This window comes from Streptomyces sp. NPDC051133, from assembly GCF_040682635.1.
In the GTDB taxonomy this organism is placed as follows: Bacteria; Actinomycetota; Actinomycetes; order Streptomycetales; family Streptomycetaceae; genus Streptomyces.
Genome location: NZ_JBFBBK010000018.1, coordinates 145,694 through 161,039, shown reverse-complemented (window position 1 = coordinate 161,039; position 15,346 = coordinate 145,694). Strand labels below are relative to the sequence as shown.

Annotated in this window: 11 protein-coding genes; 10 read left to right on the top strand and 1 reads right to left on the bottom strand. The window is 74.2% G+C overall.

Translation table 11 applies throughout. The annotated features are described in order from the left end of the window. Positions 1-2: 2 nt before the first annotated feature. The 10 genes from AB0N17_RS20460 to AB0N17_RS20415 all read left to right on the top strand — a co-directional run bounded on the left by AB0N17_RS20460 (position 3) and on the right by AB0N17_RS20415 (position 14,223). Positions 3-899 carry a carbohydrate ABC transporter permease gene (locus AB0N17_RS20460; protein WP_366012796.1) on the top strand — a complete coding sequence of 299 codons (897 nt, stop codon included), beginning with the start codon at positions 3-5 and terminating at the stop codon, positions 897-899. Between the two features lie 7 nt (positions 900-906). Beyond that, entirely contained in the window at positions 907-2,172 is a 1,266-nt protein-coding gene (locus AB0N17_RS20455) for a 6-phospho-beta-glucosidase (RefSeq protein ID WP_366012795.1), read from the top strand. Further along, a complete protein-coding gene (locus AB0N17_RS20450) occupies positions 2,163-3,140 on the top strand; it encodes a BadF/BadG/BcrA/BcrD ATPase family protein (RefSeq protein ID WP_366012794.1) in 978 nt (325 codons plus the stop codon). Before AB0N17_RS20455 ends, AB0N17_RS20450 begins: the two co-directional genes overlap by 10 nt. 258 nt (positions 3,141-3,398) lie before the next feature. Further along, positions 3,399-4,832 carry a hypothetical protein gene (locus AB0N17_RS20445; protein WP_366012793.1) on the top strand — a complete coding sequence of 478 codons (1,434 nt, stop codon included), beginning with the start codon at positions 3,399-3,401 and terminating at the stop codon, positions 4,830-4,832. Between the two features lie 14 nt (positions 4,833-4,846). Next, the gene (locus AB0N17_RS20440) at positions 4,847-5,878 is read left to right on the top strand and encodes a glutamate ABC transporter substrate-binding protein (protein ID WP_366012791.1); all 1,032 of its coding nucleotides are present in this window, start codon (positions 4,847-4,849) and stop codon (positions 5,876-5,878) included. A 41-nt stretch (positions 5,879-5,919) separates the two neighbouring features. Beyond that, the gene (locus AB0N17_RS20435; protein WP_366012790.1) at positions 5,920-7,194 is read left to right on the top strand and encodes a hypothetical protein; all 1,275 of its coding nucleotides are present in this window, start codon (positions 5,920-5,922) and stop codon (positions 7,192-7,194) included. Further along, positions 7,191-9,740 (top strand): tetratricopeptide repeat protein, encoded by a 2,550-nt coding sequence (locus AB0N17_RS20430; RefSeq protein ID WP_366012789.1) that lies wholly within the window; start codon positions 7,191-7,193, stop codon positions 9,738-9,740. The genes AB0N17_RS20435 and AB0N17_RS20430 overlap by 4 nt, the downstream gene beginning before the upstream one ends. Before the next feature lie 3 nt (positions 9,741-9,743). Continuing rightward, positions 9,744-11,066 carry a PP2C family serine/threonine-protein phosphatase gene (locus tag AB0N17_RS20425; protein WP_366012788.1) on the top strand — a complete coding sequence of 441 codons (1,323 nt, stop codon included), beginning with the start codon at positions 9,744-9,746 and terminating at the stop codon, positions 11,064-11,066. A 100-nt stretch (positions 11,067-11,166) separates the two neighbouring features. Continuing rightward, on the top strand, positions 11,167-12,507 hold the full coding sequence (locus tag AB0N17_RS20420) for a VWA domain-containing protein (protein WP_366012787.1): 1,341 nt from the start codon (positions 11,167-11,169) through the stop codon (positions 12,505-12,507). Positions 12,508-12,543: 36 nt separating this feature from the next. Further along, on the top strand, positions 12,544-14,223 hold the full coding sequence (locus AB0N17_RS20415) for an FHA domain-containing protein (protein WP_366012786.1): 1,680 nt from the start codon (positions 12,544-12,546) through the stop codon (positions 14,221-14,223). Positions 14,224-14,275: 52 nt separating this feature from the next. Here AB0N17_RS20415 and AB0N17_RS20410 read toward each other — a convergent pair whose 3' ends face one another. Then, positions 14,276-15,253 carry a methyltransferase domain-containing protein gene (locus AB0N17_RS20410; protein WP_366012785.1) on the bottom strand — a complete coding sequence of 326 codons (978 nt, stop codon included), beginning with the start codon at positions 15,251-15,253 and terminating at the stop codon, positions 14,276-14,278. Positions 15,254-15,346: the final 93 nt, after the last annotated feature.

The window sequence follows — 15,346 nt, the reverse complement described above, 5'->3', positions numbered from 1 at the left end:
CCATGACCCAGGTACTGGACCAGCCGGTCAAACCGGCGCCCCCGCTCGTCTCCGGGGCCGAACGCACGGCCCGGCGCCGGGCCCTGCTGGAGTGGATCGCGGTCCACTCGCTCGGCGTCGCCGCCGCGCTGTTCTTCACCCTGCCCTTCGTGTTCGTCCTCCTGACCTCGCTGATGAGCGACAGCCAGGCGCTCAGCCGGGACCTGATCCCGCACACCTGGGAGTGGGGCAACTACAAGAGCGTGCTCCACACCCCGGGCTTCCTGACCTGGTGGAAGAACACCCTGATCTACGCGGGCCTCGGCACGGCCTTGACCGTGGTGTCGTCCGTGCCCGTGGCGTACGCCCTCGCCAAGTTCCGCTTCCGGGGCCGCAACCTGTCGCTCATGCTGGTGATCTCGATGATGATGCTGCCCCCGCAGGTGATCATCATCCCGATGTACCTGTTCTGGGCGAAGCAGCTGGACCTGTCGGGAACGCTGTGGCCGCTGATGATCCCGATGGCGTTCGGCGACGCGTTCTCCATCTTCCTGCTGCGCCAGTTCCTGATGACGATCCCGAACGAGTACCTGGACGCGGCGAAGGTCGACGGCTGCGGGGACCTCAGGACCCTGCTGCGGGTCGTCCTGCCGATGGCGAAGCCGGGCATCGCCGCCGTGGCGCTCTTCCAGTTCTTCTACGCCTGGAACGACTACTTCGGCCCCCAGATCTACGCGTCCGAGAACCCCGGCGCCTGGACCCTGTCCTACGGCCTGGAGTCCTTCAAGGGCGCCCACCACACCGACTGGAACCTCACGATGGCCGCCACCGTGCTGGTCATGGCGCCCGTGATCGCCGTGTTCTTCTTCGCCCAGAAGGCGTTCGTGGAAGGCGTCACTCTCACCGGAGTAAAGGGTTGATCCTCGTATGAAACTCACCGTGGTCGGCGGAGGCTCGACCTACACCCCCGAACTCATCGACGGCTTCGCCCGCCTGCGCGACACCCTGCCCGTCGAGGAACTCGTCCTCGTGGACCCGGCCGCCGACCGCCTGGACCTGGTCGGCGGCCTGGCCCGCCGCATCTTCGCCCGGCAGGGACACGGCGGCCGGATCGTCACCACCTCCGACCTGGACGCGGGCGTCGACGGCGCCGACGCCGTCCTGCTCCAGCTGCGGGTCGGCGGGCAGGCGGCCCGCGAGCAGGACGAGACCTGGCCGCTGGAGTGCGGCTGCATCGGCCAGGAGACCACGGGCGCGGGCGGCCTGGCCAAGGCGCTGCGCACCGTGCCGGTGGTATTGGACATCGCCGAGCGGGTCCGCCGCGCCAACCCCCGTGCCTGGATCATCGACTTCACCAACCCCGTCGGCATCGTCACCCGCGCCCTGCTCCGGGCCGGGCACCGGGCGGTCGGGCTGTGCAACGTGGCCATCGGCTTCCAGCGGAAGTTCGCGGGCATGCTGGGCGTGAGCCCGGCCGACGTCCACCTCGCCCACGTGGGCCTCAACCACCTCACCTGGGAGACCGGCGTACGCCTGGGCGGCCCGGAGGGCGAGAACGTCCTGCCCAAGCTGCTGGGCGAGCACGGCGAGACGATCGCCGCCGACCTGCGCCTGCCCCGGCACCTGCTGGACCGGCTGGGCGTGGTCCCCTCCTACTACCTGCGCTACTTCTACGCGCACGACGAGGTCGTACGGGAGCTGCGCACCAAGCCCTCCCGGGCGGCCGAAGTGGCCTCGATGGAGCGGGAACTGCTGCGGATGTACGGCGACCCGTCCCTGGACGAGAAGCCGGCACTGCTCGCCAAGCGGGGCGGGGCGTACTACTCGGAGGCCGCGGTGGACCTGGCGGCGGCCCTGCTGGGCGGGGGCGGCAGCCCCTATCAGGTGGTGAACACGCTCAACAGGGGCACGCTCCCCTTCCTGCCCGACGACGCGGTGATCGAGGTCCAGGCGGCGGTCGGCCCGACGGGCCCGGTGCCGCTGCCGGTACCGGAGCTGGACCCGCTCTTCTCCGGGCTGGTCGCCAACGTGACGGCGTACGAGGACCTGGCTCTGGAGGCGGCGCTGCGGGGCGGCAGGGACCGCGTCTTCCGCGCCCTGCTGGCCCACCCGCTCATCGCCCAGTACGACCGTGCCGGCACCCTCACCGACAGCCTGATCGCACACAACCGGGAGCACCTGGCGTGGGCCTGACCTCGACCGTGCTCGCCATCGACGCGGGCAACAGCAAGACCGACGTGGCCGTGGTCACGGTGGCCGGGGAGGTCCTGGCCACGGCCCGCGGCGGCGGGTTCCGCCCGCCGGCCGTGGGCGTGCGGGCGGCGGTGGACGCGCTGGCCGATCCGGTCGCGCGGGCGTTCGCCGACGCGGGCGTCGACAGGGTCTCCCACGTCTCCGCGTGCCTGGCCAACGCCGATCTGCCGGTGGAGGAACAGCAGTTGGCGGCGGCGCTGCACGCGCGCGCGTGGGGCGCCTCGGCCGAGGTCCGCAACGACACCTTCGCGATCCTCCGCGCGGGGGTGGCCGAGCCGCGCGGGGTCGCGGTCGTGTGCGGCGCGGGCATCAACTGCGTCGGCATGCGCCCCGACGGCCGGACCGCCCGCTTCCCCGCGATCGGCCGGATCTCCGGTGACTGGGGGGGCGGTTGGGGCCTGGCGGAGGAGGCGCTGTGGCACGCGGCCCGCGCGGAGGACGGCCGGGGCTCCCCCACCGCCCTGGCCCGCACCCTCCCCGCCCACTTCGATCTGCCGACCATGTACGCGTTGATCGAGGCCCTGCACCTGGAGCGCATCGCCCACGACCGCCGCCACGAACTGACCCCGGTCCTGTTCGCGACGGCCGCCGAGGGCGACCCGGTGGCCCGCTCGATCGTCGTCCGGCTCGCGGAGGAGGTGGCGGTGATGGCCACGGTGGCCCTGACCCGCCTGGACCTCCTCACCGAGGAGACCCCGGTCCTCCTCGGCGGCAGCGTCCTGGCCGCCGGCCACGCCCAACTCGACGACGCCGTCCGCGAGCTGCTCACCACCCGCGCCCCGAAGGCCGACGTCCACGTGGTGACGGCGAGCCCGGTCCTGGGCGCGGCCCTGCTGGGCCTGGACCACCTCGGGGCGACCCCGGCGGCCCGGGACAGGGCACGGACGCACTGGCAGCCGGAGGGCTGACCGCCCGGCGCCCCGCACCGCGCCCGCGCCCCGCACGGCCCGCCGCGGGCGGTGGCCGTCGCCGGACCGGGCGCGGGCCCGCGTGCGGCGTGGAACCGATCCGCCGAAACCGGCGTGTTCATCAGCAGGGGGTGGTGTGTCAGTCGTCGCGCGCCCCTGGGCACACTGCGATCCGATCAAGATCCAGTGAAGCCCGGTGCGGATGTCAGTCCGGGCGGTGATACTTGGCGGCGAACGGATGACCATGGGGGAGGTCGAGTGACACACCCGCCGAAGAGCAGCGCGGCGCCGCCACAAGCGGGCCCCGGCCTGCCCAGCGTCCCCCCGCAGCCGGGCCGCCCGGCGACGCCCGTGCCGCCCGCTCCGGCCGCGCCCACCCGGCGCACCGCCTTCGCCGAGGGGGTCGAGCGGGTGCGGGGCGCCGCGACCACCGAGCCGGGGCGGCTGCGGATCATCGGGGCCGTACTCGCCCTCGTCGTCGTCGCGTTCGGGGCCGTGACCGCCTGGCAGACCAGTGAGCGGTCGGCCGCCGCCGACGACGTGCTGCACCGCAGCCAGCCGCTCAGTTCGGGCGCCGCCGACATCTACCGGTCGCTGGCCGACGCCAACACGGCCGCCTCCAGCGGGTTCCTGGCCGGCGGTCAGGAGAACGCCGCCTCCCGCGACCGGTACGAGAAGGACATCCGCACCGCCGCCGGCGGACTCGTGACCGCCGCCGCCAACGCCGAGCCCGGCTCGGCCTCCGAGACGACCATCGCCCGGCTCAACCGGCTGCTGCCCGAGTACAAGGGCCTCATCGAGCGCGCCCGGACCTACAACCGCCAGGGATACCCCGTCGGCGGCGCGTACCTGCGGTACGCCAACGAGAAGATGCAGAAGGAGATGCTCCCGGCGGCGGAGGACCTCTACACCAAGGAGAACCAGCGGCTGGACGCCGACTACGGCGACGCCACGCCGTATCCGTGGGCCGCCATCGGCCTCGGCGTGCTCGCGCTCGGCGCGCTCGGCTGGACCCAGCACCGGATGTACCGGCGGACGAACCGGGTCCTCAACCACGGCCTGGTCGCCGCCTCCGCCGCCACCACCGTCGCCCTGCTGTGGCTCGTCGTCGGGCACGCGGTGGCCCGGTCGGAGCTGGACGGCTCCTACGACCACGGGATCCGCTCGCTGACCGTGCTGCACGACGCCCGGATCGCCTCCTTGAAGGCCCGGGGCAACGAGAACCTGAGCCTGGTGGCGCGCGGCGCCGAGACCATCACGGTCGACGGCAAGGCGTACGACGCCTACTACTACGACTTCGACAAGGACATGGGCGTGCTCGGCAAGGGCCTGTCTCGGGCCGGGAAACTCGCCGACGACCGGGCGGGCACCACCCCGGTCAAGGCGGCGGCGGGCAACATGGCGGTGTGGAAGCAGCGCCACGCCTCCGCGCGCACCGAGGACGAGAACGGCAACTACCAGCAGGCGCTGGACAAGGTGATCGGCGCGAAGGGCGCCACCGGCGAGTGCTTCGACAGCGTCGACCGCAATCTGGCCCGCGCCATCGGGCACGAGCAGGACGAGTTCCAGCAGGCCGCCGGTGACGGGCTCGACGCGATGACCGGGCTGCCGGTGGGCGTGGCCGTCCTGGCGGTGCTGGCCGCCGCCGGTGGCGTGGCCGGCATCGGGCGCAGGCTTTCGGAGTACCGGTGACAGGGGGCGGGACGATGTACGCGAGCCGTGTACGGGCCTCCCTGCGGGGCTGGGGCGGGGTCGGCGCGATGGCGGTGCTGTGCGCGCTGGCCCTGGCGTTCGCCCTGCTGCTGCCGTGCACCCAGGCGCCGCACCCCCGGACCGCCGTCGGCGGCCAGCGCGTCGCCGGCGCCAGCCAGGTCCGCGCGGACGCCTGCGAGGACTCCGAGGCGCAGAAGCAGACCCTGTCCCCGTCCGGGGCCGACGGGCCGACCATCGACGCCATCAAGGCGCGTACGGGCGCCCGGCGCAAGCTGATCGTCGGCGTCGACCAGAACAGCTACCACTGGGGCTACCGCAACCCCAACACCGAGGGCGCGGAGCTGGAGGGCTTCGACATCGACCTGGCGCACCGGATAGCGCAGGACATACTCGGCGACCCGGACGCGGTGCAGTTCAAGGCGATCCCGACCAGCCAGCGGATCTCCGCGATCCAGGACGGCCGGGTGGACATGGTCGTCCGCACCATGACCATCACCTGCGACCGCCTGTCACAGGTCGCGTTCTCCGCCCCCTACTTCAAGACGGGGCAGCAGGTGCTCGCCCCCAAGTCGTCGCCCGTCACCGGCTACAACGGCACCCTGGCGCACAAGAGGGTGTGCACGGCGGCCGGTTCCACCGCGTACACCAAGCTGGACGCCGACAAGAAGGCCGGCACCCTGCCCGCCTCGACGGACATCTCCACCACCGTCCCGAACCAGCTCGACTGCCTGGTACGGCTCCAACTCGGCGAGGTGGACGCGGTGGTGACGGACGGCGCGCTCGCCGCGAGCCAGGCCGCCCAGGACCCCACCGTCGAGCTGAAGGGCGAGGCGTTCACCACCGAGTACTACGGCGTGGCGATGAAGAAGGACGCCACCGATCTGGTACGCCGGGTCAATCGCATTCTGGTGGGCTACCGCTCGGACGGCTGGCAGGCGTCGTACGACAAGTGGCTGTCGGCGACACTGGGGAAGGACGCGTCGGCGTCCAAGCCGCCCGCGCCGCAGTATCTGCGCACCAGCTGACCCCCACCCGACGGAACACACACAGCAGCGAGAGGTGATCGATGGGCGTCACGGACCCCGCCGGGCCGGTGATGGACCGGGACGAGGTGGACCGTGCGCTGGCGCGGCTCGGCGCCGAGCACGAGGCGATCGAGACCTCGCTGCTGGCCCTGCAGGACCACGCGGGCCGCAGACTCCTCGAAGGTGCCGAGCTGACCGGCGTCACCCGGGAGCGCTGGCAGGCCACGGAGGCGCGGATCACCCTGCTGTGGTCGTACTTCGACGCCTACGCGGCCGCGCTGCACCACGCCCGAGAGATCCGCGCCCGCCGCCGCTGGTCCAGCCGCGAGGACCTGGTGGAGCTGAGCGAACTGCTGCGCGGCGCGTCCGTCACCGTCCCCGGCACCGGGAAGCTCAGCGAGAGCTTCTCGCTGGCCGCGCTGGTGGACCGGATGAACGAGCTGTACGCGACGAGCCTGGACCTGGTCGTCACCGCCGACGCGGTGTGGTCGGCGCTGCCCGCGCGGATCGATTTACTCGCCGCGGAGCTCCAGCGCACCCGGCAGCTCGCGCACTCCGTCGGCGTACGCCCCGGCGAGCACCCGGCCGGGGACGACCTGGAGCGGATCACGCGCACGCTGACCCGGCTCCGGCAGGACGTCGTCTCCGATCCGCTGGCCTTCTGGCTGCCGGCGCAGGGCAGTTCGGCGCCGGGCGGCGGTCGTCCGGACACGACGGTGTACGACCGTGAGGCGCGCGCGCTGGAGGACGTACGGCGCGAGATCGACGCCGTGCTCACCGTCCGCCAGGACGCGGAGGCGCGGCTGATCCGGCTGCGGGACGTGCTCTCCCGCGCCGACCGCACCCTCGCCGAGGCCCGTACGGCGCGCGGGGAGGTGCTGGCGAAGATCGCCGCGACCGAGGTGCCGGTGGTCGGCGGACCGCCGACCGCGCTGCAGGAGCAGCTGGCGACGGCCGCCGAGTACCGCAGGCAGGCGCAGTGGCACCGGCTCTCCCCGCTCCTGGAGTCCCTGGAACAGAAGGCGGAGGAGGAACTGCTGCGGGCCCGCGAGCAGCTGACCGCGGTCACCGCACCGCTCGCGGTCCGCGCGGAGCTGCGCGGCCGGCTCGACGCCTACAAGGCGAAGACCGCGCGGCACGGGCTGGCCGAGGACCCGCTGCTGGTCGAGCGGTACGACGCGGCCCGCCGCATGCTGTGGAGCGCGCCGTGCGACCTGCGCGTGGCCGAACAGGCCGTGCTGCGCTACCAGCAGGCGGCCGCGGAACTGCTCGGCGGCGCGAGCGTGCCCGAGGATCGTAAGGGGGGCCAGTCATGAGTCAGGCGGGGCAGACCTGTCAGCGGCCGGGCTGCGAGGGGACGTACGAGGACGTCGGCGGCGGCGAGCTGTACTGCGACACCTGCGGCCTGGCACCGGTGGTGTCGGCGGGAGGGATGGTCGGCTCGGCGCCCACCGGGGTCACCAGGAGCTCGGCGCAGAGCAGCAGTTCCCGCAGCTCGTCGCGCACGTCGTCGCAGTCGTCGAAGTCGCGCCGGTCGGTGTCCGGGCGGCTCTCCCGGTCCCTGTCGGGCGCGGCCACCGGCCGCTCGGTGTCGGTGCGCAGCTCCGGCTCGTCCTCCGGGTCGTCGGCGCGCGGACGGCTGGGCGCCGGACTGGTGAGCGTCCCGCAGGTCCCGCGGCCCGACCCGCGCGCGATGGTGCTGGACAACCCGGAGGTGCCCGAGCGGAAGCGGTTCTGCTCGCGGTCCGACTGCGGGGCGCCGGTGGGCCGGGCGCGGGGCGAGCGGCCGGGCCGTACGGAGGGCTTCTGCACCAAGTGCGGGCACCCGTACTCCTTCGTGCCGAAGCTGAAGGCCGGGGACGTCGTGCACGGGCAGTACGAGGTCGCCGGGTGCCTCGCGCACGGCGGGCTGGGCTGGATCTACCTCGCCGTGGACCGGGCCGTCTCCGACCGGTGGGTGGTCCTCAAGGGCCTGCTGGACACCGGCGACCAGGACGCGATGGCCGCCGCGATCTCCGAGCGGCGCTTCCTCGCGGAGATCGAGCACGCCAACATCGTGCGGATCTACAACTTCGTGGAGCACCTCGACCAGCGCACCGGCTCCCTCGACGGCTACATCGTCATGGAGTACGTCGGCGGCAAGTCCCTGAAGGAGATCGCCAACGCCCGCCGCACGCCCGACGGCCGCCGCGACCCGCTGCCGGTGGAACAGGCCTGCGCGTACGGCATCGAGGCCCTGGAGGCGCTCGGCCACCTGCACAGCCGGAACCTGCTGTACTGCGACTTCAAGGTCGACAACGCCATCCAGACCGAGGACCAGCTCAAGCTGATCGACATGGGCGCCGTGCGCCGCATGGACGACGACGAGTCGGCGATCTACGGCACGGTCGGCTACCAGGCGCCGGAGGTGGCCGAGGTCGGCCCGTCGGTGGCGAGCGACCTGTACACGGTGGGCCGCACGCTCGCGGTGCTGACCTTCGACTTCCAGGGCTACACGAACGTCTACGCGGACTCCCTCCCGGACCCCGACACCATCGACGTCTTCCGCCGCTACGAGTCCTTCTACCGGCTGCTGGTCCGCGCCACCGACCCCGACCCGGCCCGCCGGTTCGCCTCCGCGCAGGAGATGGCCGAGCAGCTGACGGGCGTGCTGCGCGAGGTCGTCGCGCTGCAGAGCGGCAGGCCGCGGCCCGCGCTGTCGACGCTGTTCGGGCCCGAGGTGAAGGTCACGGACACGGAGCTGTTCCCGCGCCTGGACGGTGACGTGTCCCGGCTGGGCGCCCGCCCGGTCCGCGGCCGGAAGGGCACGGCGGCCGGCGCACCGGGGGCGCCCGGAGCCGGTGTGCCCGCGCCGGGCGTGCCCGCGGCCGCCGTACTCGCCCCGGTCCCCGCTCCGTCCCTCTCCGTCCCGCCCGCCCTCGTCCGGCCCGTCGCCACCCCGGCCGCCGCGCTCGCCCTGCCGGTGCCGCTGGTCGATCCCGGGGACCCCGACGCCGGTTTCCTGGCCGGTCTCATCGCCTCCGCGCCGGCCGAGCTGATCGCCGCGCTGGACGCGGCGCCCACGCGGACCGTCGAGACCCGGCTGCGGCGGATCCGGGCCCTGCTGGAGAGCGGCGACCACCAGTCCGCCCTGATGAGCCTGGCCAAGCTGGACGAGGAACGGCCCGACGACTGGCGGGTGGTCTGGTACCGGGGCGTGGCCGCCCTGGTCACCGGCGACTTCGAAGGCGCCGCGCTCGCCTTCGACGCGATCTACGACGCCTTCCCCGGCGAGGCCGCGCCGAAGCTGGCGCTCGGCCTGTGCGCGGAGGTGCTCGGCCAGTTGGACAACGCGGCCGAGTACTACCGCCTGGTGTGGGCGACCGACCCGAGTTTCGTCAGCGCCGCCTTCGGCCTGGCCCGGGTGCAGCTCGCGGCCGGTGACCGGCCCGGCGCCGTGACGACGCTGGAGTCGGTGCCGGAGTCCTCCATCCACTACACGGCCGCCCGGGTCGCCGCCGTCCGGGCCCGGCTCAGACAGCGCACGGCGAGCGCCGGTGACGTACCGTTCCTGGACGACCTGACGGCCGCCGCCGGGCAGGTCGAGGCGCTGCGGGCGTACGGTCTCGACCCCGCCCGGCGCGAGCAGTTGTCCGTCGAAGTGCTGGGCAGCGCGCTGGACTGGATACTCTCCGGAGGCCAGGGCCCCGCTCAGTCCGCCGTCGGCGGGCGGGTGCTGCTGGGCAGCGGTCTGGACGAGCGGGGCCTCCGCTTCGGCCTGGAGCGCGCCTACCGCACGCTGGCCCGGCTGGCGGCCGGCGGCGAGGAGAGGATCGAACTGGTGGAACGGGCCAACCGTTACCGCCCCCGGACGTGGGTGTAGTTGATGTCGCAGATGCCCCAGCAGGCCGCACCGGCGAAGTGCCCGAGCTGTGCGGAGCCCGTCGAACCGGGTGACCTCTTCTGCGGCGCGTGCGGACACGACCTCTCCGTCGTGCCCGCCCCGCCGCAGGACCATCCGACGCTGACCATGACCGGCTCCGCGGCGCCGGGGGACGGCGTGGAGTGGCCCGCCGCCGATCCGGACGGCTCCGGCGCCCCGCCCGAGGTGCATCTGCCGACCGACCTGCCCGGCACCGACTCGGCCGACACGCCCCTGCCCGGGCATGCCGCCGTCCCCGCGCAGCCGCCCGGCTCCGGGGTGCGCTTCGACCGGCCCGCGGAGCCCGAGGAGTACCCGCTGCAGGCACCCGACCCGCGCGTGGCCGAGGCCCCCGCCGCGGAGGAGGAGCCGGCGCAGGTGTGCGTGGCCTGCCGGTCGGGCCGGGTGGACAGCGACGGCTACTGCGAGAACTGCGGGCACGCCCAGCCCCGCGAACGCGACCACATGGAGCGCGAGTCGGGGCCGGTGGCCGCCGTCAGCGACCGCGGGCTGCGCCACCACCGCAACGAGGACGCCTTCTCCGTCGGCCACACCGCGCTGCCCGACGGCACGCCCGTCACCCTCGCGATCGTCTGCGACGGGGTCTCCTCGGCGACCCGCCCCGACGACGCCTCGCTGGCCGCCTCCCAGGCGGCCGGTGACACCTTGCTCGCCGCCCTGCCGCGCGGCACCCACCCGCAGGCGGCCATGCACGAGGCGATCGTCGCCGCGTCGCAGGCCGTCAACGCGCTCGCCGAGGAACCCGCCACGGCCCGCGAGCACGCCCCGCACCAGAACGCCCCGGCCTGCACGATCGTCGGCGCGGTCGTCGCCTCCGGCCTGCTGATCGTCGGCTGGGTCGGTGACAGCCGCGCCTACTGGGTGCCGGACGACCGCTCGGCGCCGCCGGCCCGGCTGACCGAGGACGACTCCTGGGCCGCGCAGATGGTCGCCGCCGGCCTGATGAGCGAGGCCGAGGCGTACGCCGACGAGCGCGCCCACGCGATCACCGGCTGGCTCGGCGCGGACGCCTACGAACTGGAGCCGCACACCGCGGCGTTCAAGCCGGACCGGCCCGGTGTCGTGGTCGTGTGCACCGACGGCCTGTGGAACTACGCCGAGACGGCCGGCGAGATGGCCGAGGTCGTCCCCGAGGACGCGGCCGCACGTCCGCTGCACAGCGCCCGGGTGCTGGTCGGTCACGCCCTGGACGGCGGGGGCCACGACAACGTAACAGTGGCCGTCGTGCCGTTCCCGGCGCCGCCGCAGGGGGCAGTATCGGCCTGAGGCCGCGGATACGGGGAAGCCTCAAGGGACCGGAGGGGACCGGTCCGACCATACGTACCGCCTCGTCCGGCGGGGTGTTTCGAGGGGGAGTCGAGCAAGCATGGCCAATTTCGCGAAGTCGCACGTGCCGCAGTTCTCGATGGACGTCTACCAGAACGAGTACCTGCCGGAGGGCGGTCGCGAGGTCAACGCGATCGTCACGGTGACGGCGACCGGCGGCGGCACCGTCGGCGGCGCCGTGGCTCCGGTGTACGCGCAGGGGCGGGGCCCCTCGGCCGCCGTGGCCCTCATGGTGGACTGCTCCGGGTCCATGGACTACCCGCCGACGAAGATGCGCAACGCCCGCGACGCCACGGCCGCCGCGATCGACACGCTGCGCGACGGCACGCACTTCGCGGTGATCGGCGGCACGCACGTGGCCAAGGAGGTCTACCCGGGCGGCGGGCGGCTCGCGGTCGCCGACGCCACCACCCGCGAGCAGGCCAAGCAGGCGCTGCGCCGGCTGACCGCGGGCGGCGGTACGGCCATCGGCACCTGGCTGCGGCTCGCGGACCGGCTGCTGAACTCGGTGGACGTCACCATCCGGCACGGCATCCTGCTGACCGACGGCCGCAACGAGCACGAGTCGCCCGAGGACCTCAGGGCCGCCCTGGAGGCCTGTGCCGGACGGTTCACCTGTGACGCGCGGGGCGTGGGCACCGACTGGGAAGTGAAAGAAGTCACAGGGATCGCCTCGGCGCTGCTCGGCACCGCCGACATCGTGGCCGATCCGGGGGGCTTGGCCGCCGACTTCACGCGGATGATGGAGACGGCGATGGGCAAGGAGGTCGCCGACGTCTCCCTCCGGGTGTGGACCCCGGTCGGCACGACCATCCGTTTCGTGAAGCAAGTGGCGCCCACCGTCGAGGACTTGACCGTCCGGCGCACCGAGGCCGGGCCCCGCGCCGGGGACTATCCGACCGGCTCCTGGGGCGACGAGTCCCGTGACTACCACCTGTGCGTCGAGGTGCCCGCGGCCGGTCTCGGCCGGGAGATGCTCGCCGCGCGGGTCTCCCTGGTCGTGCCGCAACCGGACAGATCGGTACAGAACCTCGGCGCGCAGGGGCTCGTACGGGCCGTGTGGACGGACGACATGACGGCCTCCACCTCGATCAATCCTCAAGTAGCCCACTACACCGGACAGGCCGAACTGGCACAAGCCATCCAGCAGGGGCTCGACCTTCGCAAAGTGGGCGATTTCGATGGAGCAACGGCCAAACTTGGTCGCGCCGTTCAGCTCGCGAGCGCCTCGGGGAACGCGGATACTGCGAAACTGCTTGCGAAGGTGGTGGACGTCGTCGACGCCGCGACAGGTACTGTGCGGTTGAAGGCGAAGGTCGCGGAGGCGGATGAAATGACTCTGGAGACCCGGTCCACAAAGACTGTTCGTGTAAAGAAGTGACTCAGCAGGAAGATCCGGAGAAGGGGAAGCACCGACATGCCGACCTGCCCGAACGGACACCAGTCGGGTTCCGACGACTGGTGCGAGGTCTGCGGTCACCGCATGGCCGGTGCCGTACCTCCGCCCCCTCCCCCGCCGCCTCCGGCCGGGGGCGGCTACGGCTTCCCGCCGCCCGCGGGCGGCCCCGGCCTGCCGGGGCGCCCGCCGCTGTCCGAGCCCGAGCCGGAACTGTGCCCGCAGTGCCGCACGCCCCGCGAGGGCGGCGCGCCCTTCTGCGAGGAGTGCCGGTGGAACTTCCTGACCAACACGGCCACCTCCTACACCCCGGCCGCCCCGCGCTCGCCGCAGCCGCGGTTCCAGCCGCCGAGCGCCACGTACGGCGGCGGTGACGGGTACGAGTACCAGGGCTCGCGGCCCTCGCAGGTGAACCGGCCCGCCGAGCCGATCCCGTCCTTCGGCAGCGAGCCGTCGGGCCCGACGCCGTTCGGCGGCGATCGCGGCCCGTCCGGTGGCGACCGCGGCCCGTCCGGCGGCCCGCAGACCTCCCCGGGCCCCTCGGGTCCGGGCGGCTTCGGCGGCAACCAGGGACCCGGTCCGGGCGGCCCGGGCGGTCCCGGCGGCTTCGGCGGTCCGCAGGGTCCGGGTTCCGGCGGCCCCGGCGGCTTCGGCGGCACTCAGGGGCCGGGCCAGGGCCCGGGTTCAGGCGGTCCCGGCGGTCCCGGCGGCTTCGGTGGTCCTCAGGGGCCCGGTGCCGGTGGACCGTCCGGCTTCGGCGGTCCCCAGGGACAGGGCGCCGGACAGGGCCCGGGGCAGGGTCCGGGTGCCGGTGGGCCCTCGGGTCCGCCGCCCTTCGGGGGCGGTGCGCCCTCCGGTCCGCCGCCCTTCGGCCGTGAGCCGTCCGGTCCCGGTGGCCCGACTCCGCCCGGCCCGCCTCAGGTCCCCGGCGCGCCCGGCCCCGCGGGCTTCGGCGGCGACCCCTCGCGTCCGGTCCCGCCGCCGCCCGGTCCGACCCCGCCCGCCGGTCCCGGCGGCGGCCCCCAGTCCTTCCAGGCGGGGCCGGCCGCCCCGCCCGCCTTCCCGCACGAGACCGGCCGGCCCCCGGTCGGCGGTCCGCCCACCGGTGGCCCGTCCGCCGGCGGTCCGTCCTTCGGCGGCGGTGACGACGACTGGGTGCTCTCCCCGCCGTCGTCCGGCGGCCCCTCCGGTGGTCCCGGCGGCGGCCAGGGCGGCGGGTACGGCTACCCGCAGCCCGGCGGTGCGCAGGCCCCGGGCGGCGGCTTCCCGCAGGCGCCCCGGCCGCCGCAGCAGCCGGCCACCTGGACCGCGACCGTCGGCCCGGACCGCGACTACTTCATGGCGATGATGCAGCGCTCGGGGCCGGAGGCCGCCGGGCTCAACCTGCCCGCGTACTCGCCCGAGCAGCAGCGCACGCTCACCGGCAACCAGGTCACCATCGGCCGCCGCCGGCACTCCACCGGCGACACCCCCGACATCGACCTGTCGGTGCCGCCGGAGGACCCGGGCGTCTCGCACCAGCACGCGGTGCTGGTGCAGCAGCCGGACGGCAGCTGGGCGGTAGTCGACCAGAACTCGACCAACGGCACCACGGTCAACGGCGGCGAGGAACCGATCCAGCCGTTCGTGCCGATCCCGCTCCAGGACGGCGACCGGGTGCACGTGGGCGCCTGGACGACGATCACCGTCCGCCGGGGCTAGGAGTCGCCGGGGCCAGGAGTCCCGCCGGGTCCGGGTGTACCACCGGGCGGTGTCACGGGAGGGGCCAGCTGTACGGCCCCTCCGGGGCGTCCAGCCAGGCCCAGGCGTGCTCGCCGGCGACCGTGACGCCGTACCGCTCGCGGGCGGGCCGGTCCTCGCGCTCCCACAGCGCGTACGCCGCCCGCGGGTCGAGGGTGCCCCGGGTCAGCCCGAGCAGGAAGCGGAACAGTTCCTGCTCGCGGGCCCGCTCCGGCAGCCCGGCGAGCGACACGCCCTCCGCCTGCGCCCTGCGCTCGCCGCGCAGCGGCACGAAGTAGGCGGGCGTGGGCAGGAAGCGGCCCTCGGCGTGCCCCGCGTCCCGCACGGTGAGGGCGAGCAGGCCGGTGGCCAGCGGGGTCAGGATGCGGGCGCCGGTGCGGCACTGGGCGACCCAGGCGCGCGGCACCGTCGGCAGCTCGCAGGTGGCGATGATCCGGTCGAAGGGGGCGCGTTCGGGCACCCCGCGCGCTCCGTCGCCCGTGACCACCACCGGATGACGGCCGGCCGCGGCCAGGTGCTGCCGGGCCGACTCGGTGATCTCCGGTTCCAGGTCGATCGTGGTGACCAGGTCGTCGTCGCCGAGCCGGTGGGCGAGCAGGGCCGCGTTGTAGCCGGTGCCCGCGCCCACCTCCAGCACCCGGTCGCCGTCCTCGACGCGCAGCGCGACCAGCATCCGGGCCATGAGGGAGGGCTGGCTGCTGGAGGAGAGCAGCTCGCCGTCGCGCAGCCGGGTGGCCAGCGGCACGTCCTCGTAGGCGCCGCGCACCCAGCGCTCCCGGGCCGCCGGGTCCGTGGCTTCGCCCCAGCGGCGCTCGTAACCGCTCGGCCCGGCGACGTAGTAGTACGGCACGAACAGGTGCCGGGGCACCTCCGCGAAGGCCTCCCGCCAGACGGGATCCCCGGCCCAGGCCCCGTCGGCGTCGATCTCCCGCACCAGCCCGGCCCGCGCGGCGGCGGCCGGACCGCCGGCCCCGGTGTCGTAGGCACCCATGGGCTCCACACTAGGGCCGGGCCCCCGCGGGAAGGCCGAGCCGTTCCGCCGGGTCCTAAGCCTCGAGTCCTGGGTCACCCGGTCTGAGACCAT

Bases quoted from the DNA above. Each gene is read 5' to 3' on its own strand.
- AB0N17_RS20460 (WP_366012796.1), top strand. From the start codon at position 3: ATGACCCAGGTACTGGACCAGCCGGTCAAACCGGCGCCCCCGCTCGTC.
- AB0N17_RS20455 (WP_366012795.1), top strand. From the start codon at position 907: ATGAAACTCACCGTGGTCGGCGGAGGCTCGACCTACACCCCCGAACTC.
- AB0N17_RS20440 (WP_366012791.1), top strand. From the start codon at position 4,847: ATGTACGCGAGCCGTGTACGGGCCTCCCTGCGGGGCTGGGGCGGGGTC.
- AB0N17_RS20435 (WP_366012790.1), top strand. From the start codon at position 5,920: ATGGGCGTCACGGACCCCGCCGGGCCGGTGATGGACCGGGACGAGGTG.
- AB0N17_RS20430 (WP_366012789.1), top strand. From the start codon at position 7,191: ATGAGTCAGGCGGGGCAGACCTGTCAGCGGCCGGGCTGCGAGGGGACG.
- AB0N17_RS20425 (WP_366012788.1), top strand. From the start codon at position 9,744: ATGTCGCAGATGCCCCAGCAGGCCGCACCGGCGAAGTGCCCGAGCTGT.
- AB0N17_RS20420 (WP_366012787.1), top strand. From the start codon at position 11,167: ATGGCCAATTTCGCGAAGTCGCACGTGCCGCAGTTCTCGATGGACGTC.
- AB0N17_RS20415 (WP_366012786.1), top strand. From the start codon at position 12,544: ATGCCGACCTGCCCGAACGGACACCAGTCGGGTTCCGACGACTGGTGC.
- AB0N17_RS20410 (WP_366012785.1), bottom strand. From the start codon at position 15,253: ATGGGTGCCTACGACACCGGGGCCGGCGGTCCGGCCGCCGCCGCGCGG.